Below are 21022 nucleotides of genomic sequence, written 5' to 3'. Positions count from 1 at the left end.
CGGGGGAAAGAGATCGCCAGGTAATCGGCCTCGAGCGCGGCTGCCGTCTTGATATCCTCGCGATCCTTCTCGGTCAGCGCCTGCGCTGACAAACCGCCTCCCTGGCGGTTAATCCCCTTGTTATTGGAGAGCACGCCGCTCTGGTTGACGGTGCAGTAAATCTTGTCGCCCCGCACCTCATCGACCGTCATCACCATGCGTCCGTCGTCCAGCAGCAAAATCGCGCCCGACTCGACATCCCGGGGCAGTTCCTTGTAATCGAGGCCGACACACCCCTGATCGCCCAGCATGCAATTGGCATCAAGGATGAATTTGTCGCCGGCGGACAGCATGACCTTGCCGTTTTCGAACTTGCCGATACGAATTTTGGGGCCCTGCAAATCGCACAGGACGCCGATCGGACGGTGGCGCTCACGCGCCAGATCGCGCACCAGCGTGGCCCGCTCGATATGATCCTGCGGCGTACCATGAGAAAAGTTCAAGCGCACCACATCCACGCCGGCTTCTATCATGCTGTCGAGCACTTCGCGGCTGCTGGATGCCGGGCCCAGGGTGGCCACGATTTTAGTTTTGCGTCGTATCAATTGATTCTCTTAAAAAAGGAAAAGGGCGACAGGGATAATCATACCCCCAACGCCCTGCACAAAGCCAAGAATCAGCGCTGGGCGCGCTGCTCGAGAATTTCTACCGCCGGCAATTTCTTGCCCTCGAGGAATTCGAGAAAAGCACCGCCGGCGGTGGAAATATAGGAGACCTTGTCGTAAATATGGTACTTCTGAATCGCGGCGATGGTGTCCCCACCGCCTGCCAGCGTAAATGCCCTGGTTGCGGCGATGGCCTCGGCAATTTTTTTGGTGCCCGCGCCGAACTGGTCGAATTCGAATACGCCGACCGGGCCGTTCCACACCACGGTGCCAGCCCGCATGATGATATCGGCAAGCTGCTGGGCAGATTGCGGACCGATATCGAAAATCATGTCGTCGTCGGCCACGGCATCCGCGGCTTTCAGCACTGCCGGTTCGCCAGCCGCGAAATTCTTGCCGCATACCACATCCGCCGCGATGGGGATGCTCGCGCCGCGCGCAGCCATTTTGGTCATCAGTGCCCGGGCGGTCGGCACCAGATCGTCCTCGCACAGCGATTTGCCGACGTTATGTCCCGCCGCCTTGAGGAAGGTATTGGCGATGCCGCCGCCGACCACCAGCTGGTCGACCTTTTCCGACAAGGATTCAAGCACGGTCAGCTTGGTGGATACCTTGCTGCCGCCGACGATGGCCACCATCGGACGCGCAGGATTGAGTAGCGCCTTGGTCAGCGCATCCAGTTCTTCGGTCAGCAGAATGCCGGCGCATGCCACCGGCGCGAATTTGGCAACGCCGTAAGTGCTGGCCTCGGCGCGATGCGCCGTACCGAACGCGTCCATGACGAAGATGTCGCACAAGCTGGCGTATTTCTGCGCGGTTTCATCCAGGCATTTTTTTTCGCCTTTGTTGAAGCGGCAATTCTCCAGCAACACCAGTTCGCCGGCGGCAACCTCGAATCCGCCGTCTATCCAATCCTTGATCAGGCGAACCGGCCGGCCCAGCCGCGCCGCAATATTGTCGGCCACCGGCTTGAGCGAATTTTCTTCGGAATACACGCCCTCTTCAGGCCGGCCCAGGTGGGAGGTCACCATGACGCGGGCCCCCGCTTCCAGGCAACGCTCTATCGTAGCCATGGAAGCGATGATGCGGGCGTCGGATGTAACCTTGCCGTCTTTGACGGGTACGTTAAGGTCGGCCCGGATAAAGACGCGCTTGTCTTTCAGGTCCAGGCTGGTCAGCTTGATAACAGACATGATTGACTCCAGATTCGCAATCGGGCGAAAAGGCAGCAGCTCGGCTGCCCATCACCCTTTCACGACATTACTTGGCATTCATCAGGGCGACCGCGGTATCGATCATGCGGCAAGAGAAACCCCATTCATTGTCATACCATGACAATACTTTTACCAGGTTCCCCAAGACACTGGTCTGGTTGGCATCGAAATTGGAAGACGTGGTGGTGTGGTTGAAGTCGCTGGAAACCAGAGGCTCGGTGTTGTAGCCGAGGATGCCCTTGAGCGCGGCGCTTTCCGACGCCGTCTTCATGATGCCGTTGATTTCTTCCTTGCTGGTATCGCGCCCGGCGATAAAGGTCAGGTCCACCACCGAAACGTTGGCGGTCGGCACGCGGATCGCAAAACCGGACATCTTTCCGTCCAGTTCCGGGACCACCAGACCCACGGCCTGGGCCGCACCGGTCTTGGTCGGGATCATGTTCAACGCAGCGGCGCGGGCACGGTACAGATCGCTGTGGTAAACGTCGGTGAGCACCTGGTCATTGGTATAGGAGTGTACGGTGGTCATCAACCCCTTCTGTATCCCCACCGTGTCGCACAGCGGCTTGACCAGCGGCGCCAGACAGTTGGTAGTGCAGGATGCATTGGAGATCACCTCCATGTCTGCGCGCAGGATGTCATGGTTGACGCCATACACGACGGTTGCGTCGCACTGGTTTTTATCCGCAGGAGCGGAAATGATCACTTTTTTGGCGCCAGCAGTCAGGTGCGGCGTGCATTTTTCCTTGTTGCGGAAAACGCCGGTGCATTCCATGACGACGTCGACATCGAGTTCTTTCCAGGGCAGTTCGGCAGGATTGCGCATTGCACACACCCGGATCTTGTCGCCGTCGACGACCATGTAATCGCCTTCGACCACGATCGTCCCGTTGAACTTGCCGTGTACGGTATCGTGACGCGTCAGATGGGCATTGGTTTCAGCATTGCCCAGATCGTTGATGGCCACAATCTGGATATCCTTACGACCGGACTCATACAGGGCGCGCAACACATTACGGCCGATACGGCCGTAACCATTGATTGCGACACGAATTGCCATTGCTAACTCCTCAATTCAGGAAAGATTGTCACCAGTAAAGATATCGCCATTCCTGCATTTGCAGGAATGGCGAGTCATGGATTGCCGCTAACAGCCCTCTTACAGGATGGACTTCACGGTGTTGACCACATTTTCGGCCGTAAAACCAAAATGCTTGAACAGCGCGCCGCCAGGAGCGGATTCGCCGAAGGTGTCGATACCCACCACGGCACCTTCCAGACCAACGTACTTGCGCCAGAAGTCGGGGTGAGCGGCTTCAACCGCGACACGCTTCACGCCCGGGGTCAGTACGCTGTCCTTGTAGGCTTTATCCTGGCGGTCGAACACGTTGGTGGACGGCATGGAAACCACGCGCGCTTTGGTACCCGCAGCGTTGAGTTCCGCAGCGGCCTTGACGGCCAGATCGAACTCGGAGCCGTTGGAGATCAGGATCACGTCGGCCTTGCCAGCCACGTCGGAGAACACATAGCCGCCCTTGCGGATCAGATCGAAATGGGCTTCGTCGTGCTTGATGCCCGGCACGTTCTGGCGGGAGAGCACCAGGCTGGTCGGGCCGTCCCTGCGCTCGACGGCAGCCACCCAGGCCACGGCGGTTTCGACCGAGTCAGCCGGACGCCACACATCCATGCGCGGAATGTAGCGCAGACCGGCGGTTTGCTCGACCGGCTGGTGGGTAGGACCGTCTTCGCCCTGGCCGATGGAGTCGTGGGTCAGCACGGCAATGGTGCGCTGCTTCATCAGCGCGGCCATGCGCAGGGCGTTCTTGGCATAGTCGGAGAACATGTGGAAGGTGCCGCCGAACGGCAGGATGCCGCCGTGCAACGTCATACCGTTCATGATGGCGAACATGCCGAACTCGCGCACGCCGTAAGAGATGTAGTTGCCCGGCTTCTTGCCATGCACGTGATGCGCGCCCGTCCAGCCGGTCAGGTTGGAACCGGTCAGGTCGGCAGAGCCGCCCACGAATTCCGGCAGTACGGCAGCCAGCGCGTTGATCGCGTTTTGCGAAGCCTTGCGGGTGGCCACGCCTTCCGCCTTGTCATTGGTTGCCTTGATGAAAGCAGCGGTATGCTCCTTCCAGTTGGCAGGCAAGTCGCCTGCCATGCGGCGCTTGAACTCGGCAGCCAGTTCCGGATACACCTTGGCATATTCGGCAAACTTGTTGTTCCACAGCGTTTCATGGCCTTGGCCCTTGGTGCGGCAATCCCAGCCGTCGTAGACGTCCTGCGGAATCTCGAAAGGAGGATAGTTCCAGCCGATGTTCTTGCGGGTATCTGCCACTTCGGCGTCGCCCAGAGCTGCGCCGTGGCAATCGTGAGTGCCTTCCTTGTTGGGGGAACCCTTGCCGATGATGGTCTTGCAGCAGATCAGGCTGGGCTTGTCGGTAACCGTTTTGGCCGCCTGCACAGCCGCTTCTACGGCGGCAGCGTCATGGCCGTCCACGTTGGGGATCACATGCCAGCCATAGGCTTCAAAGCGCTTGGCGGTATCGTCGGTATACCAGCCTTCGATGTGGCCGTCGATGGAAATGCCGTTGTCGTCCCAGAAAGCGATCAGCTTGCCCAGGCCCCAGGTGCCGGCCAGCGCGCAGGCTTCGTGGGAAACGCCTTCCATCATGCAGCCATCGCCCATGAACACGTAAGTGTGGTGATTGACGATTTCATGACCGGGACGGTTGAATTGGTCGGCCAGCAGCTTTTCTGCCATGGCGAAACCGACCGCATTGGTAATGCCCTGACCCAGCGGGCCGGTAGTGGTTTCAACGCCAGGCGCATAGCCGTATTCCGGATGGCCGGCGCACTTGGAATGCAGTTGGCGGAAGGTCTTGATTTCATCCATCGGCAGATCGTAGCCGGTCAGGTGCAGCAGCGAGTAAATCAGCATGGAGCCGTGACCATTGGACAGAATGAAACGGTCGCGATCGGCCCAATGCGGGTTCTTCGGGTTATGGCGCAGATGGTGGTTCCACACTACTTCGGCGATTTCCGCCATACCCATCGGCGCGCCGGGGTGACCGGAATTGGCCTTCTGAACAGCATCCATTGACAATGCACGGATGGCATTTGCTAAATCATTACGAGTTGCCATATTCAATCCCCTAGTCCTAATTAAAGAGAAATATCTAAGAAACTGTCTTAAAAATTGCTGCGGAGGGTGTCTGCGGCGTTGCGCGGCACTCGAAATCCTCATGTACTCCCCGTACATTCCGGTTGTCTCAGTTCCGTGCGCCTTGCATCCATCCCTCCTCGCAAATTTTTTAAGACAGCTTCTATTAAAGATAAATATCCCCGCCGCCACTCTGAGTGGAGCAGGAAGAATGTTGTATGCCCGGAATTATCCCTCCGCAGAAACAGACACTTTCTTTTCCTTAATTACAAATGTCTTGGAGGTCCTCAACTATTATTGCCCAGTTGCGTTGTTTGGGCAATAGTTCGGAGCTACGGGCCCGATTTACTCGCCCATCCATTTGATCGAGCAACCCATGCCGGGGATTTGCTCGCGCGGCCCCCGGCCGGTTAGCGCAACCTCTTTCATGGCCTCGAACAAATCGCGCCGCACGCCTTCCGGCGCCGTTTCCTTGCGCGATTCATCGAAGCGCCCGCGGTACTGCAGTTCCAGATCGGCATTGAATCCGAAGAAATCCGGCGTGCAAACCGCGCCATATGCCTTGGCGATTTCCTGGGTTTCATCGAAAAGATAGGGGAAAGAAAAATCGAATTCCCGGGCAACAGCCTGCATGTTCTGAAACGAGTCTTCCGGATAATCGGCAGGATCATTGGACATGATGGCGACCGCATTGACGCCCAGCGCCTTCAGCTCATTCAAGTCCCGGACCAGGCGCGGACGGATCGCCTTGACATAAGGGCAATGGTTGCAGATGAACATCACCAGCGTGCCTTTCGGGCCGCGCGCATCACCCAGGCCCCACATCCTGCCGTCGATTCCGGGCAGATTGAAATCGGGCGCCTTCCAGCCAAAATCACAAACAGGGGTTTGCAGGCTGACCATAATTTCAGCTCCTTTTTACCGTTACAATTGGGTTTGATTTTACCATTCCCGCAGGCGCCCCATTATGTCCGCCCCACGATTCTTTTGTTCCGCACCCCTCGCCCCCGGAGGCATCGTCAGCCTGCCGGACAACGCCGCTCACCATGTAGTCAGGGTGCTGCGCATGAAACCGGGGGACGAACTGACTCTGTTCAACGGCAACGGCAGCGATTTCGCCGGAGAAATCCTGCGCATCAACAAGAATGAAGTCGTCGCCAAACTCAATCGCGCGACGCCGGCCGGGCGCGAATCGCCACTGTCGGTAACCCTGGCACAAGCAGTTTCCAGCGGAGACCGCATGGATTTCACTTTGCAAAAAGCCGTGGAGCTCGGCGTCTCCGCAGTTCAACCGATCGCGGCCGAGCGCAGCGTAGTCAAATTGAACGGGGAGCGCGCCGAAAAACGGCGTGAACATTGGCAAAATGTAGTGGTGTCCGCCTGCGAACAAAGCGGTCGCGCCACCGTACCCACGGTGGCGCCCATCCTGCCGCTCACGGACTGGCTCGGCCGGGGTGAAACGTATGCGCTTAAACTGGCGCTGTCGCCAATGGCGGAACAGCGTCTGCACGACCTGCCGCCACCCGATGGCCCCATCTGCCTGCTGATCGGCTGCGAGGGTGGCTTCTCGCCACAAGAGCTACTGGCCGCGGCCGGCTGCGGATTTGTGCCGGTGCGCCTTGGCGCACGCATACTGCGCACCGAAACCGCCGCGATGGCGGCGATAGCGGCGATGCAGACCTTATGGGGCGATTTTTAATTTTGCGTTTTACGCATTATTTTTATAAAATTATGCTTTTAAAGCACAGGAGCCGCCATGCCTTTGGGACAAGCGCTGCGCAAACGCCGCAAGGCTCTCGGCCTCACGCTGCAAGAACTGGCAAAAAGGGTCGAGGCCGACACCGGCAACCTGTCGCGCATCGAGCGCGGCGCTCAAGGCTTGTCCGAAGCCATGCTGCGCCGGCTGTGCGCCGCACTCGACTGCACACCGGCCTTTCTCTACGCGCATGCGGAAGCTGCGGCTGGCGCTTCCGCGCAATCGGGGCCGCGCCTTAACCTGCTGCAACCGCAGGAGTTTGTCGGCTGGTTTCGCTCGGTCGCCCCTTATATCCATGCGTTCGGCGGGAGAACTTTCGTCATAGCGTTTGGCGGCGAAGTGGTGGACGACGGCCAGTTCATCGCCCTGTCGCATGACCTCAACCTGCTCGCCAGCCTGGAAGTGCGGCTGGTCCTGGTCCACGGCGCCCGCCCGCAAATCGAGTCGCGCCTCAAGCGGGCCCGGATCGAAACCAGCTTCGTCGATGGCCTGCGCGTGACCGACGACAAGGCAATGGAGGCCGTCAAGGAAGCCAGTGGCGTCATTCGCGTCGAAATCGAGGCGCTGCTTTCGATGGGACTGGTCAATTCCCCGATGGCCGGAGCCGACATCCGCGTGGCCAGCGGCAACTTCGTCACCGCCAGGCCGCTCGGCGTGCGCCAGGGAGTTGATTTGCAACACACCGGCGAGGTACGGAAAATCGATGCGACAGGCATTCGGAAACGCCTCGACGACGGCGAGATGGTTCTGCTTTCTCCGCTGGGCTACTCGCCCACCGGCGAGGCATTCAACCTGTCGCTGGAGGACGTCGCGGTGAACACCGCCATCGCGCTGGATGCGGACAAATTGATTTTCCTGATGGACACACAGGGCGTCACCAACAAAGAGAATGAACTGCTGCGTGAAATGACCGCGAAAGAAGCGGAAAAAGTATTGCGCCACGCACGGAACCAGCCGGAAGACATCAGCTATTACCTGCCCGGCGCAGTGCATGCCTGCCATCATGGCGTAGCCCGTACCCATCTGATCAGCCGTCATATTGACGGTGCCATTCTGCAGGAATTGTTCACCCACGACGGCATCGGCACGATGATCACCGAGGCCCCGCTGGAAACCATGCGCGGCGCCGAGATCGGCGATGTGGGCGGAATACTGCAACTGATAGAACCGCTGGAAGCGGAGGGCATACTGGTGCGTCGCGGACGCGAACGGCTGGAAATGGAAATCGGCCATTTCTACGTCATGGAGCATGATGGCCGCATCATCGGCTGCGCCGCACTTTACCCGTTTCCCGAGGACAGGATGGCCGAATTGGCGTGCCTGGCCGTCAGCCCGGCTTTTCGCAGCAGCGGGCGTGGCGATCGGCTATTGCAGCACTGCGAAAACGAGGCCCGCAAGCAGCGCATCAAGACCCTGTTCGTGCTGACTACGCGCACCGCGCATTGGTTTATCGAACGCGGCTTTGCCGAAAGCGATATCGTGGCGCTGCCCCAGCAACGCCAGCAGCTATTCAACTTCCAGCGCCGCTCCAAGGTATTCGTCAAACGCATCTCGGGCTGATTGTTAACCGGCCGGGGTGCTTTCGCCTTAGGCCGCAACAAGTCTTGAGTCTTCGCGGACTGCCGCCTTTCTATTGAAATTTTGTTCTCCGCCACCATTTTGGTTTTAGCGAGGCGACTCGCACACCAACCGATCAATGAAAGGAGAAGACATGGCAAACCTAACCCGATTCGATCCGTTTCAAGTCTCCGGCTTCGACCCGCTGGAAGACGTTTTCAAAGGTTTCTTACGTCCGGTGCGGCTGGAAGCGCAACCTGAAATGCAGATCAGGATGGACGTGAAGGAAGACGATAAGAACTATACCGTGCACGCGGAAATTCCCGGCGTGAAAAAGGAAGATATCCAGGTCACCGTCGATGGCGACCAGGTCTCCATCAGTGCCGAAACCAAACAGGAAAAGGAAGTGAAGGATGGATCGAAAGTGCTGCACACCGAGCGCTACTACGGCAAGGTTTCGCGCCGCTTTTCGTTAGCCAGCGAAATCGATGAAGGCGCGTCGCAAGCCAAATATGCCGATGGCGTGCTGGAACTGGTGCTGCCGAAAAAAACGGCTGCGTCCGCGAAACGACTGGACATACGTTAGAATTTTACAAGCGGTCGCAAGACCGCTTTTTTATATGCCCGCGATCAGGATCGCTCGAAAATCGTTGACATTGGTGTATGTCGGCCCGGTAATCAGCGAGTCTCCCAACGCCCGGAAGAATCCGTGCCCATCATTATCGGCGAGACTTTCCCTGATATCGATTCCTTGCTGGAGTGCGCGCCGCAGCGTGTCCGGAGCAATCACCGCGCCGGCAATTTCCGCCTGTCCGTCGACGCCATCGGTATCCCCCGCCAATCCATAGATGCCGGGAAAACCATCCAGCGCGATGGCCAAAGCCAGCAGGAATTCCACATTGCGCCCGCCACAACCGCCGCCGCGCACGGTAACCGTGGTTTCACCCCCGGAAATGAGCACGCACGGAGATTCGACTGGCCCTTTACACATCGCCGCCCGCAACGCAATACCCCCCATCACTCTGCCGACATCCCTTGCTTCCCCCTCGATGTTGCCGCCCAGAATAAGCGGCGTCACGCCGGCCGATTGCGCAACCCGCGCAGCCGCCTCAAGCGCCGTCCGGGCCGCGGCGACAATGTGGGTGGTACAGCGTGCCAGCCGCGCATCGGCCGGCTTCAGCGTTTCGCCGCTTCCGCTTTCCAGCACCCCCAGCACATGGGGCGGCACTGCAACTCCGTAACGCCGCAGCACTTCCAAAGCATCCGCACAGGTGGTCGAATCAGCCACCGTCGGCCCCGAGGCAATATCTACAGGATTATCGCCAGGCACATCGGAAATTAATAACGTCACGACCTTTGCCGGCACGCATGCGGCGGCGAGACGGCCGCCTTTGATCGAGGAAAGATGGCGGCGAACGCAGTTGATTTCACGGATCGCGGCGCCGGACCTCAATAACGCCCGGCTGATCTGCTGCTTGTCTCGCAACGTGATTCCACTGATGGGCAATGGCATCAGTGCCGAGCCACCGCCCGAAAAAAGACAAATGACCAGATCGTTTTCGGTCAAGCCACGCACCATATCCAGCATGCGCTCAGCCGTCCGCATTCCAATAGCATCGGGAATTGGATGCGAGGCGGCAACGATTTCTATGCGTTCGCACGGCAGCGTGTAACCCTGGCGGGTCAGCACCAGCCCGGACAACGCGCCACTCCAATTCGTTTCTACTGCGCGAGCCATCGCCGCCGCTGCTTTACCGGCACCGATCACGATAGTACGCCCTGAAGGCGGCGGGGGCAGATGCGGGGGAACGCAAAGCGCCGGCTGCGCCGCTTCGATAGCCGCATCAAACATTTCGCGCAGCAGATTTAAATGGCGTTGTGACATACCATGCTCCTAACGGATGTCGCAATCATAACGGCATCTCCCGCTGGCTTAAAGAAAGCAGCCGTATCGACAAATGCCGCTACAACTCGCGGCGCGAATTCCGATAAAATAGCCGCATCAGCTTCACGTCATGGACAAGTCAATGCTTACTCCCGCTACCGGCGCTTCCAAAGCGCAGATTCTTTCCGAGGCTCTGCCTTACATCAAGCGCTTTTTCGACAAGACCATCGTCATCAAATATGGCGGCAACGCGATGACCGACCCCCAACTGAAAGACAGCTTCGCGCGTGACGTAGTGCTGCTCAAACTGGTCGGCATGAACCCGGTCATCGTCCACGGCGGCGGCCCGCAGATCAATGAGCTACTCGATCGCCTGGGCAAGAAAGGCGAGTTTATCCAGGGCATGCGCGTCACCGACGAAGAAACGATGGATGTGGTCGAAATGGTGCTTGGCGGCCAGGTCAACAAGGAGATCGTCAACCTCATCAACCGTCACGGCGGCAAGGCGGTAGGCCTGACCGGGCAAGACGGCAATTTCATACGCGCCAAGAAACTGCTGGTGGAAAGCAAGGAAATTCCCGGCGAGTTCATCGACATCGGGCAGGTAGGCGATATCACTTACATCAACCCGAGCATCATCGAATTCCTCGACTCGGGAGATTTCATCCCGGTCATCGCGCCGATCGGCGTGGGGCCGGATGGCGAGACCTACAACATCAATGCCGACGTCGTCGCCGGCAAACTCGCAGAAATCCTCGGTGCGGAAAAACTCATCCTGCTGACCAATACCCCCGGCGTACTGGACAAGAACGGCAGCCTGCTGACCGGCCTTTCCGCCAAGGAAATCGACGCATTGTTCGCCGACGGCACGCTTTCCGGCGGCATGCTGCCAAAAATCAGCTCGGCGCTGGATGCGGCACGCAGCGGCGTGCGATCGGTGCATGTCATCGACGGCCGGGTGGAGCATGCTTTGTTGCTGGAAGTACTCACCGACGAGGGTGTCGGCACCATGATTCGAGCCAAGTGATCAGAACCCGCACCTGGCACAGAGTGGGATACGCCGGACATGTCTGGGTTTTCGATCTTGACGATACCCTGCATGACGCCAGCGCATACATCTTCCCTCACATCAACCGTGCCATGACGCAATACCTGATAACCCATCTCGACCTGAACGAAGATGACGCCAATCGCTTGCGCAGGCAATACTGGCATCTCTACGGCGCCACATTGCGTGGCCTTATGCGTCATCATGGAACCGATCCGCACCACTTCCTGCATCATACGCATCAGTTTCCGCAACTGCGGAGCATGATCGTGAAGGCACGCGGTCTGCGCATCGCATTGCGCCAGCTTGCGGGCCGCAAGATCGTGTTTACCAATGCGCCGCTGGCTTATGCCGAGCAGGTATTGAAGCTGCTCAAAGTACGCGATTTGTTTGAAGGCGTGTTCAGCATCGAATCGACCCGTTTCCATCCCAAGCCGTCGACGCTCGGCTTTATACGCCTGCTGCGGCATTACCATATGCGGCCCGAGCACTGCACCATGGTGGAAGACAGCCTGCCCGCGTTGCTGACCGCTAAAAAGTTTGGCATGCACACCGTTTACATCCACCCCAAGGCCAAGCGGCCGACTTTTGTGGATGTCCGCATCAGCTCTGTGTTAGCGTTACCAAGAATAGCAGCCACCCTTTAAGGAAAATTATGACAACCAAACCTGGTGAAAGAAAACAGCAGATTCTCGAAACGCTGGCAAAAATGCTGGAATCGCCCAAACGCGAAAAAATCACTACCGCTGCGCTGGCAGCACGGCTTGAAGTTTCGGAAGCTGCGCTGTACCGTCATTTCGCAGGAAAAGCGCAAATGTTCGAAGGCCTGATCGAATTCATCGAGCAGTCTTTGTTTGGCCTGATCAACAAGATTTCAAACGAGGAACAGGACGGACTCAAGCAGGTACGCCGAGTGCTGACCGTAATGCTGCTCTTTGCCGAAAAAAATCCGGGAATGACGCGCGTCCTGATCGGCGATGCGCTGGTCAATGAGAACGAACGCCTGCAGATAAGGATTAATCAGTTATTCGATCGCATCGAGTCCACCTTGAAACAGTCATTGCGTATTGCCGAAACCCAAGCCGGCCGCAAATACGATCCAGAATCCCAAGCGAATCTGCTGCTGTGTTTTGTGATAGGCCGCTGGCATCAGTTCGCCAAGAGCGGATTCAAACGCAAGCCGATGGAATATGTTCAGCAGCAGTTGACATTATTATACGGACTGGAGCAATAGCATCCGCTCCGGTTACATAGCTGTCCACCCATATCCGTGATCCGATTATATTATTAAAGTTTACAGTAAACACCGACCTTGACTTGACACTGATCTCATTCCTATTTTACAGTGGAAAGGTTGCGCGTTCCTGAAACGCTGCGTCAGCAGTTGCTTACTATAAAATACCGACCGGAGACAGAACCATGGCAAAACCTTTAGTTCAAGTTGCACTGGATTCTTTGGATTATCAGCAAACGGTAGCGCTCGCCCGCCAGGCTGCTCCATATGTGGATATTATTGAAATTGGCACGCCATGCCTCAAGGTCAACGGGATAGAATTAGTGAAAGAGATCCGGGCCAACCACCCAGACAAGCTGATTTTCGCTGATCTTAAAACCATGGATGCCGGCTATTACGAAGCCGAGCCATTTTATAAAGCCGGCGCAGACATTTGCACCGTTCTCGGCACCGCCGACCTGGGTACGATCAAAGGCGTAGTCGATGTAGCGAATGCATATGGCAAACAGGCCCAGGTCGATCTGATCAATGTCAAGGACAAGCCCAAGCGTGCTGCCGAAGCGGCCAAACTGGGAGCACATATTATTGGCATCCATACCGGTATCGACCAGCAACTGGCCGGTCAGACCCCTTTCGCTGACCTTGCCGCTCTGGTAGCTTTGGGACTGAATGTAAAAGTTTCGGTTGCTGGCGGCATCAAACAATCCACAGTCCAGCAAGTTGTTAAGGCCGGACCGAACATTGTCGTTGTTGGCGGCGCAATCACTGGCTCTCCTGCGGCTGAAGTTGCCGCTCGTGAAATTCGCGATTTGGTTGCTTCCGCTTAATTCATCCATAAAGATGTATTATAAATAAGCAGCTGCGGTATTATTTTTCAAGCAGATTCTGTAACACAATCATAAATTTTTAACCAATCGGAGGATGTACCATGGCAAAACCATTAGTTCAGATGGCATTAGATTCACTCGATTTCGATCAAACCGTTGCACTCGCTACCAAAGTAGCTCCGCACGTAGATATTCTTGAAATCGGTACGCCATGCATCAAGCACAACGGCATCAACTTGCTCAAGACCTTGCGTGACAAGTTCCCCAACAACAAGATCCTGGTCGACCTGAAGACCATGGACGCTGGTTATTATGAAGCCGAGCCTTTCTACAAGGCTGGTGCTGACATTTGTACCGTTCTCGGCACCGCAGACATCGGCACCATCAAGGGTGTTATCGATGTTGCCAACGCCTACGGCAAGGAAGCTCAAGTTGACCTGATCAACGTCATCGACAAGGGCGCCCGCACCAAGGAAGTGGCTGCTCTTGGCGCACACATCATCGGTGTACACACCGGTCTGGACCAACAGGCTGCTGGCCAAACCCCGTTCGTAGACCTGGGTCTGGTTGCCAGCTTCGGTCTGCCCGTTAAGGTTTCGGTTGCTGGTGGCATCAAGCCGGCAACGGTTCAGCAAGTCGTTAAGGCTGGCGCCAACATCGTAGTGGCTGGCGCCGCCATCTATGGCGCTGCTGATCCTGCTGCTGCTGCTGCCGAGATTACCGCTCTGGCAAGGTCTGCGTAAGCGTTAATCTGACGTCAGAATCCACCATCTCGGCTCGCATCTGATCCGATATGGTGGATTATTTTTTTGTACGGCAGATTTCCGCGTCTGGAATATTAATCAAGAATTTTATGAGGTGAACAGCCATGCATCAGGAACTTATCCTAAATAAAATTTCAAACGTTCTTCAAGCGACCGACGACAGCTTGGTTGACAAGATCGTAGCCACCATCGATAAGGCCAATCGCATTTTCATCACGGGCGCCGGTCGTTCTGGCCTAGTCTCCAGATTTTTTGCCATGCGGCTGATGCACAGTGGTTACAAAGTCTACATGGTAGGTGAAATCATTACTCCCAGCATTCAAAACGGTGATTTATTTATCGTGATTTCCGGTTCCGGCGGAACGGAAACTTTGCTGCCACTGGTAAAAAAAGCGAAGTCTGTTGGTGCTCAGGTTGCCATAGTTTCAATGAAGGGCAAATCGCCAATGGCGGAAATAGCTGATTTAGTCTGCCAAATCGGCAGCGGCAATGAAAACAGCTTCGGGATTGTTCACGGCATGCCGATGGGCACCGTGTTTGAACTATCCACGCTGGTCTTTCTGGAAGCCATTATTTCGCACATCGTGCATGAAAAAGGGCTTACCGAGGAAGGGATGCGCGCAATTCACGCAAACCTGGAATAGCCCTGAGTCGATGGGCTTTTATTTGCAAGCCATCATATAAAAAACCACGTCGTGTTGACGTGGTTTTTTATTGATTGATTCAGCCTGCGTTTATGTAAGAACTACCCGGCGCGGCGCGATGCGCCCATCCCCGAGACTCTCGGCCACGCCAATAAACACCCCATGCGAGGCGTAAATTCTTATCAAACCGCTTGTTGCGATTCCCGACTTCCATAAAGCCTGTCCCCGGCGGAAATAAAAAGCACTCTCGTCATCTACCTCAACCGCCGGCAAACCAGCCAGAAGTACATCGACCGGCAGCAATGCCTGATCGCGCCGAGATTCTGTCATGGCTTCCAATTGTTCCAAAGAATAGGCATCCTCCAACTGGAAACCTCCTGTCGACAAGCGTTCCAGAACGGCCAAATGTGCACCGCACCCTAGCTGTTTGCCAATGTCTTCACCCAGCACCCGAATATAAGTGCCTTTACTGCAGGCCACATGAATTTCTGCCTCATCTCCTTCGAATTTATGCAGCGCGATGCTATGGATGGTTACTTCACGCGATTTTCGCTCGATCTCTACTCCCGCACGAGCATACTCGTATAGCGGCTTGCCCTGATGCTTGAGCGCCGAATGCATGGGCGGGGTTTGAGTAATTTTTCCATGGAACGCACTGACGGCGCGCTCAACCTCATCCCGGCTGAGTTTTACCGCTTTGCAGCCAGTAACCTCGCCTTCCGTATCTCCGGTCGTGGTTATCGCACCGAGCTTGAGCACAGCGCGGTACACTTTGTCGGCGTCCAACAGAGTATGAGAAAACTTCGTAGCTTCGCCGAAACAGATCGGAAGCAACCCGGTAGCAAACGGATCGAGGGTTCCGGTGTGGCCGGCCTTGGCGGCCTGATACAGGCGTTTGACACGCTGCAACGCCTGATTGGAAGAACAACCGGCGGGCTTGTCCAACAGCAGTACGCCGCTGATGGGCCGCTTGATACGTTTTACTTGCACGAAAAGGAGGGTCAGGAATTATCGGACGATCTAGCCTTGTCGATCAGTTGCGACAAGCGCATGCCCCGGTCCAGAGATTCATCATAGACAAAATGCAACTGGGGTACCGAACGCAACAAGAGACGCCGGGACAGTTGGCTACGCAAGAAGCCTGCGGCCTTGCCCAGGGCAGTAACCGCAGCGCTTGCATCTTCCTGCGTAACGAAATAAATTTTGGCGTGGGCGAGATCGCCGGTGACCTCGACTTCGGTCAAGGTCACCTTGCTTGCCCGCGGATCCTTGACCTCGAATTGCAGCAGGTCCGCAAGCTCGCGCCGGATCTGTTCTGCTACACGCTGGCTGCGGGAAAACTCTTTAGCCATTACAGTGAGGTGCGGGCGACTTCCACCATCTCGTAGACTTCCAGCTGGTCACCCTCATTGATATCGTTGAAGTTCTTGACTGACAAGCCGCATTCAAAGCCGGCTTTAACCTCCTTGACGTCATCCTTGAAGCGCTTGAGCGAGTCCAGCTCTCCATCATGCATCACCACATTGTTACGCAGCACGCGCACCCTGGAGCCCCGTTTGATCATACCGTCGAGCACATAACAGCCAGCAATCGCGCCGACCTTGGAAATGCGGAATACCTGCCTGATTTCCACCAGGCCGATGACATTTTCTTTTTCTTCCGGCGACAGCATCCCGGTGAGCGCAGCACGCACTTCATCGACGGCCTCGTAAATGATGTTGTAATAACGTACATCAACCCCCGAAGATTCGATCAGCTTGCGCGCGCCAAAATCTGCACGCACATTGAAGCCGATTACCACTGCCTTGGAAGCCACAGCCAAATTGACATCGGATTCCGTGATGGCGCCGACACCGGTATGCAGTACGTTAACCTTGACCTCGTCCGTGGACAGTTTCTGCAGCGAGGTAGAAAGCGCTTCGTAAGAGCCCTGCACGTCCGACTTGATGATCAGAGGCAGAGTCTTTACCTCGCCTTCGGTCATTTGCTCGAGCATATTCTCGAGTTTGGATGCCTGCTGGCGCGCAAGTTTCACGTCGCGGAACTTGCCTTGGCGGAACAGCGCGATTTCACGCGCCTTGCGCTCATCGTTGAGCACAATGGTTTCTTCGCCGGCATTCGGCACATCGGACATGCCAAGAATTTCAACCGGGATAGATGGCCCGGCTTCCTTTACTTCCTTGCCATTTTCGTCAAGCATCGCTCGCACGCGTCCGAACACGCTTCCGGCCAGCAGCATGTCGCCGCGCTTCAGCACGCCCGATTGCACCAGAACCGTAGCAACCGGCCCGCGCCCCTTGTCGAGGCGGCCCTCGATCACCAGGCCCTTCGCAGGAGTGGTTTTGGGCGCCTTCAGCTCCAGCACTTCTGCCTGCAACAGCACGGCTTCCAGCAGGGTATCGATGCCTTGGCCAGTCTTGGCGGATACTTCCACGAACATCGTATCGCCGCCCCAGTCTTCCGGTACGACTTCCTGCGCCACCAATTCCTGTCGGACACGCTCCGAGTTGGCAGATGGTTTGTCGATTTTGGTCACTGCAACCACCAGTGGCACCTTGGCGGCCTTGGCGTGGTGGATGGCTTCAATCGTTTGCGGCATGACGCCATCGTCAGCGGCTACCACCAGAATAACGACGTCGGTAGCTTTTGCACCGCGTGCACGCATCGCAGTGAATGCCTCGTGTCCCGGCGTATCAAGAAAGGTCACCATGCCACGCGGCGTTTCAACATGGTAAGCGCCGATATGCTGGGTAATGCCGCCAGCTTCGCCGCTAGCTACGCGCGTGCGGCGGATATAGTCCAGCAGCGAAGTTTTCCCATGGTCGACATGCCCCATCACCGTCACGACCGGCGGACGTGGCTCCTGCAGAGCTTCCATATGCTCCGCATCTGTCAGGAAGGCTTCCGGATCATTAGCTTCCGCTGCCTTGGCAACGTGGCCCAATTCCTCGACCACAATCATCGCTGTTTCCTGATCGAGCACTTGGTTGATGGTCACCATCATGCCCATCTTCATCAATGTTTTGATAACCTCGGCAGCCTTGACGGCCATTTTATGAGCAAGGTCAGCGACGGAAATCGTTTCCGGCACCAAAACCTCGTGCACGATGGGCTCCGTAGGCGCCAAAAATGCGTGCTGCCCTTCAGCGTCTTTATGGTGCTTGCCCGCTTTCGACCGACCAGGTGCACGCCAGCCCTGCCCTATCCCGACATCGCCGCGCGCCTTGGGTCCGGAGCGACGTTTAGCCGCATCTCCGCCCCATTCTCCAGTCGCGCCTTTTTTACCTTTGGTGTCAGCGGCTTTGGGCTTTTCGCCAGGTTTACCAACAGGTTTGTGTAGTGTGCCTTCGGAAAGCTTTTTCTTGGCAGCCTCTTCTTCAGCCACTTTTTTAGCTTCTGCCTCCTGCTTCTTCTGCAGAAGTTCCTGCTTTTTACGCTTTTCTTCGCTCTGGATAGCGATCAGTTCCGCCTGGCGGCGGGCCTCTTCACCGCGCTTCGCGATCTGTTCCGCGTCTAGCACGGATACCTTCGCAGCCGGACGATGTATTTTTTCTGGTGAGGGCGCGACAGGCGCGCTCTCTTTCGCCGGCTCGGCTGCTGCCGGCTGTTCCTCCACGGCTTCCGGCTCAACAAGCTCGGGCTCTTCGATTACCACCTGTTCCGTTTCAATCTCCGGCTGTATAACCGGCGCTGCCTGCTCGGCTGTTACTGCCGCTTCCATCGGCTCAACCTTTTCAGTCGGCTCAGACATCTCTCCGGTTTCGGTCGCAGCATCACGCCTTACCAGTATGCGCTTCTTCTTTACTTCCACCTGGATAGTTCGACCGCGACCTGTTCCCGTGGATTGCTTGATTTCTGAAACCTGCTTGCGGGTCAGGGTAATCTTGTTTTTAGGCTGCTGTGCGCCATGCTCTTTACGCAAATGCTCCAGGAGCGCCGCTTTGTCATGTTCGGCAAGCAAATCCTCCGAAGAAGATTTGTTCACCCCGGCAGCCTTTAATTGTTCCAACAAAAGCTCAGCCGGTAAGCCAAGCTCCGTGGCGAATTGCGTTACGCTCGTCTGTGCCATTCTGTTTCCCTGTTCCCGCTTTTACGCCCTGTATCAGGCGAACCATGGCGCACGCGCCGTCATGATGAGCTGCTTGGCGCGCTCATCATCCATGCCTGTCATTTCAACCAACTCGTCCACGGCCAGGTCCGCCAAATCTTCCACCTTAACTACACCTTTAGACGCCAGAAGATGTGCCAGTTCTGTATCCATGCCTTGCATCGCGAGTAAATCCTCGGAAGACTCTCCAACCTTTTCTTCGCGGGCGATGGCTTCTGTCAGCAGCGCATTGCGAGCGCGGCTGCGCAGCTCATTGATCGTATCTTCATCAAGGGCTTCGATATCATGCATTTCGTTCAATGGCACGTAAGCGATTTCCTCAAGCGTGCTGAAGCCCTCCTGAATCAGTATATCGGCGACTTCCTCATCTACGTCCAGTCGATCCATAAACAGCTGTCGAGCTTTACCGTACTCTTCTTCGCCCTTCTGTTCGGCTTCTTCCTCCGTCATCAGGTTAAGCTCCCAACCTGTCAACTGAGATGCCAGCCTGACATTCTGTCCGCCGCGGCCTATTGCCAGTGCAAGCTGATCCTCCGCGACCACCACGTCCATGCTGTGCGCATCTTCATCAATGCTGATGCGTGTCACCTCTGCCGGGGCCATAGCGTTAATCACAAACTGGGCTGGATCCATTGACCATAGCACGATATCCACACGCTCTCCCGCCAGTTCAGCGGTTACAGCCTGCACCCGCGAACCGCGCATACCTACGCATGTTCCCACAGGGTCCAGCCGCTGATCGTTGGATTTCACTGCAATCTTGGCGCGCGAGCCGGGATCGCGTGCGGCTGCCTTAATCTCCAGCAATCCTTCTTCAATTTCCGGAACTTCAAGCTCGAACAGCTTGGCGATAAACTCCGGAGAAATTCGCGACAAAATCAGCTGTGGCCCTCGCACATTACGTTCTATCCGACTCAGATAGGCTCTCACCCTATCCCCGCTGCGCAGATTCTCTTTCGGAATCATTTGCTCTCGCGGCAATAAGGCTTCAATTCGGCCTACTTCGATAATCGCATTTCCCTTCTCCATGCGCTTGATGACACCGCTGACCAGATGTTCCGAGCGTGCCAGAAACTCGCTAAGTATCTGCTCCCGCTCAGCTTCGCGCACTTTCTGAAGAATGACCTGCTTGGCCGCCTGAGCGCCAATACGCCCGAAAGCGATCGATTCCAGAGGCTCTTCAATAGTGTCGCCTTCAATCAGGCCTTGTGCCCGTTCATCACCGAGTTTGATTTGCGCGGCAGGGTTCTCTAACGCCTCTTCGGAAACGACAGTCCAGCAGCGGAAAGACTGATAATCGCCGGTTGCACGGTCAATCTGAACGCGAATATCCGCATCGTCCTGATACCGCTTCTTGGTTGCAGAAGCTAACGCCAGTTCCAATGCCGTGAAAATCACATTTTCGCCCACATTTTTTTCATGGGCCAATGCATCCACCAACAACAAAATTTCGCGACTCATTACATTCTCCGCCTATAACTCCGGGTCCAGCCGCGCCTTCTCGACATTGGCCATGGCAAAACGCAACGTTGCTCCATCACGTTCGACCAAGATTTCACCATCGTCCAGCCCTTGCAGCACCCCTACAAAATTCTTTTTGCCATCCATTGGCACTCGCAACTTGATCTTTACGCGTGTGCCGACAAATCGCATGAAATCTGACGCCTTTTTCAAGACGCGATCCAGGCCGGGGGAAGAAACCTCCAGCCTGTCGTAGTCAACATCATGCTCCACCGCCAACAAGTGCGAAACATGATTGCTGACCAGAACGCAATCATCAATAGTAATACCCTGCGGTTTATCAATAAACAACCGCAGCATCTTGCCCCGATTGGACATCTCGAAGTCGACCAATTCGTAGCCCAGCTGGGTAATTACTCGCTCAAGCAGCGCCTGTATGTCCATAATTCCTTACAGAAACAAAAAATGGGCCCGAAGCCCATCTAATGTTTTTATTATAACATATTCAATACATTGGCACTCTAAACGATGTGCCATCTTGCTGCCTGCGCACCCGAGCGTTAAACGCTGTTCGTCGCCGCTGCGCCGGAAATGTAAAAGCCCGGACCCTTGCGAACGTCAAACTTCGCTTCTCCAAACACAAAAGCCCTCGCGAAGAGGGCTAAATGTGAGGAATAGAGCGTCTGGCGGTGACCTACTTTCGCAAGCGTAGTG

Annotated in this window: 20 protein-coding genes; 9 read left to right on the top strand and 11 right to left on the bottom strand. The window is 56.2% G+C overall.

What is annotated here, in order from left to right:
* The 5 genes from VGK14_RS08655 to VGK14_RS08635 form a co-directional block, all read right to left on the bottom strand.
* Window positions 1-581 (bottom strand): pyruvate kinase (locus VGK14_RS08655; protein WP_331508626.1); only part of this gene is annotated, 581 nt, incomplete at its 3' end.
* 74 nt (window positions 582-655) lie between these two features.
* The gene (locus tag VGK14_RS08650; protein WP_331508625.1) at window positions 656-1837 is read right to left on the bottom strand and encodes a phosphoglycerate kinase; all 1182 of its coding nucleotides are present in this window, start codon (window positions 1835-1837) and stop codon (window positions 656-658) included.
* A 67-nt stretch (window positions 1838-1904) separates the two neighbouring features.
* On the bottom strand, window positions 1905-2918 hold the full coding sequence (gene gap, locus VGK14_RS08645; RefSeq protein WP_331508624.1) for a type I glyceraldehyde-3-phosphate dehydrogenase: 1014 nt from the start codon (window positions 2916-2918) through the stop codon (window positions 1905-1907).
* A 99-nt stretch (window positions 2919-3017) separates the two neighbouring features.
* On the bottom strand, window positions 3018-5006 hold the full coding sequence (gene tkt, locus VGK14_RS08640; RefSeq protein ID WP_331508623.1) for a transketolase: 1989 nt from the start codon (window positions 5004-5006) through the stop codon (window positions 3018-3020).
* A gap of 363 nt (window positions 5007-5369) precedes the next feature.
* Window positions 5370-5927 carry a thioredoxin family protein gene (locus VGK14_RS08635; protein WP_331508622.1) on the bottom strand — a complete coding sequence of 186 codons (558 nt, stop codon included), beginning with the start codon at window positions 5925-5927 and terminating at the stop codon, window positions 5370-5372.
* 64 nt (window positions 5928-5991) lie between these two features.
* On the opposite strand from VGK14_RS08635, the gene VGK14_RS08630 reads away from it, so the two are divergent.
* The 3 genes from VGK14_RS08630 to VGK14_RS08620 all read left to right on the top strand — a co-directional run bounded on the left by VGK14_RS08630 (window position 5992) and on the right by VGK14_RS08620 (window position 8923).
* On the top strand, window positions 5992-6723 hold the full coding sequence (locus VGK14_RS08630) for a 16S rRNA (uracil(1498)-N(3))-methyltransferase (RefSeq protein WP_331508621.1): 732 nt from the start codon (window positions 5992-5994) through the stop codon (window positions 6721-6723).
* 57 nt (window positions 6724-6780) lie between these two features.
* Window positions 6781-8340: an amino-acid N-acetyltransferase gene (gene argA, locus VGK14_RS08625; protein WP_331508619.1), complete on the top strand. Its 1560-nt coding sequence runs from the start codon at window positions 6781-6783 to the stop codon at window positions 8338-8340.
* A 151-nt stretch (window positions 8341-8491) separates the two neighbouring features.
* Window positions 8492-8923, top strand: coding sequence for an Hsp20/alpha crystallin family protein (locus VGK14_RS08620; RefSeq protein WP_331508617.1), 432 nt, complete (start codon window positions 8492-8494; stop codon window positions 8921-8923).
* Between the two features lie 30 nt (window positions 8924-8953).
* Here VGK14_RS08620 and VGK14_RS08615 read toward each other — a convergent pair whose 3' ends face one another.
* Window positions 8954-10222 (bottom strand): glycerate kinase, encoded by a 1269-nt coding sequence (locus tag VGK14_RS08615; RefSeq protein ID WP_331508616.1) that lies wholly within the window; start codon window positions 10220-10222, stop codon window positions 8954-8956.
* A gap of 142 nt (window positions 10223-10364) precedes the next feature.
* On the opposite strand from VGK14_RS08615, the gene argB reads away from it, so the two are divergent.
* The 6 genes from argB (at window position 10365) to hxlB (ending at window position 14739) form a co-directional block, all read left to right on the top strand.
* The gene (gene argB / locus VGK14_RS08610; protein WP_331508615.1) at window positions 10365-11249 is read left to right on the top strand and encodes an acetylglutamate kinase; all 885 of its coding nucleotides are present in this window, start codon (window positions 10365-10367) and stop codon (window positions 11247-11249) included.
* Window positions 11246-11917, top strand: a complete 672-nt coding sequence (locus tag VGK14_RS08605; protein ID WP_331508614.1) for a pyrimidine 5'-nucleotidase — start codon at window positions 11246-11248, stop codon at window positions 11915-11917. The genes argB and VGK14_RS08605 overlap by 4 nt, the downstream gene beginning before the upstream one ends.
* A gap of 8 nt (window positions 11918-11925) precedes the next feature.
* Window positions 11926-12504 carry a nucleoid occlusion factor SlmA gene (gene slmA, locus VGK14_RS08600; protein ID WP_331508613.1) on the top strand — a complete coding sequence of 193 codons (579 nt, stop codon included), beginning with the start codon at window positions 11926-11928 and terminating at the stop codon, window positions 12502-12504.
* A 185-nt stretch (window positions 12505-12689) separates the two neighbouring features.
* A complete protein-coding gene (hxlA, locus tag VGK14_RS08595; RefSeq protein WP_331508612.1) occupies window positions 12690-13331 on the top strand; it encodes a 3-hexulose-6-phosphate synthase in 642 nt (213 codons plus the stop codon).
* 101 nt (window positions 13332-13432) lie between these two features.
* Window positions 13433-14074 carry a 3-hexulose-6-phosphate synthase gene (gene hxlA / locus VGK14_RS08590; protein WP_331508611.1) on the top strand — a complete coding sequence of 214 codons (642 nt, stop codon included), beginning with the start codon at window positions 13433-13435 and terminating at the stop codon, window positions 14072-14074.
* Between the two features lie 125 nt (window positions 14075-14199).
* Entirely contained in the window at window positions 14200-14739 is a 540-nt protein-coding gene (gene hxlB / locus VGK14_RS08585; RefSeq protein ID WP_331508610.1) for a 6-phospho-3-hexuloisomerase, read from the top strand.
* Window positions 14740-14829: 90 nt separating this feature from the next.
* Here hxlB and truB read toward each other — a convergent pair whose 3' ends face one another.
* The 5 genes from truB to rimP are packed head-to-tail and all read right to left on the bottom strand — an operon-like array spanning window position 14830 to window position 20755.
* Entirely contained in the window at window positions 14830-15729 is a 900-nt protein-coding gene (gene truB, locus VGK14_RS08580) for a tRNA pseudouridine(55) synthase TruB (protein ID WP_331508609.1), read from the bottom strand.
* A gap of 11 nt (window positions 15730-15740) precedes the next feature.
* Window positions 15741-16091: a 30S ribosome-binding factor RbfA gene (rbfA, locus tag VGK14_RS08575; RefSeq protein WP_331508607.1), complete on the bottom strand. Its 351-nt coding sequence runs from the start codon at window positions 16089-16091 to the stop codon at window positions 15741-15743.
* Window positions 16091-18808, bottom strand: a complete 2718-nt coding sequence (gene infB / locus VGK14_RS08570; protein ID WP_331508606.1) for a translation initiation factor IF-2 — start codon at window positions 18806-18808, stop codon at window positions 16091-16093. Before infB ends, rbfA begins: the two co-directional genes overlap by 1 nt.
* 33 nt (window positions 18809-18841) lie before the next feature.
* On the bottom strand, window positions 18842-20308 hold the full coding sequence (gene nusA, locus VGK14_RS08565; protein WP_331508605.1) for a transcription termination factor NusA: 1467 nt from the start codon (window positions 20306-20308) through the stop codon (window positions 18842-18844).
* A 12-nt stretch (window positions 20309-20320) separates the two neighbouring features.
* On the bottom strand, window positions 20321-20755 hold the full coding sequence (gene rimP, locus VGK14_RS08560) for a ribosome maturation factor RimP (protein ID WP_331508627.1): 435 nt from the start codon (window positions 20753-20755) through the stop codon (window positions 20321-20323).
* Window positions 20756-21022: the final 267 nt, after the last annotated feature.

The sequence above is a fragment of the Novimethylophilus sp. genome (genome assembly GCF_036504375.1).
Lineage (GTDB): Bacteria > Pseudomonadota > Gammaproteobacteria > Burkholderiales > Methylophilaceae > Novimethylophilus.
Note: the sequence above shows the minus strand (reverse complement) of the source record. Positions and strands in the feature narration are given on the sequence as shown.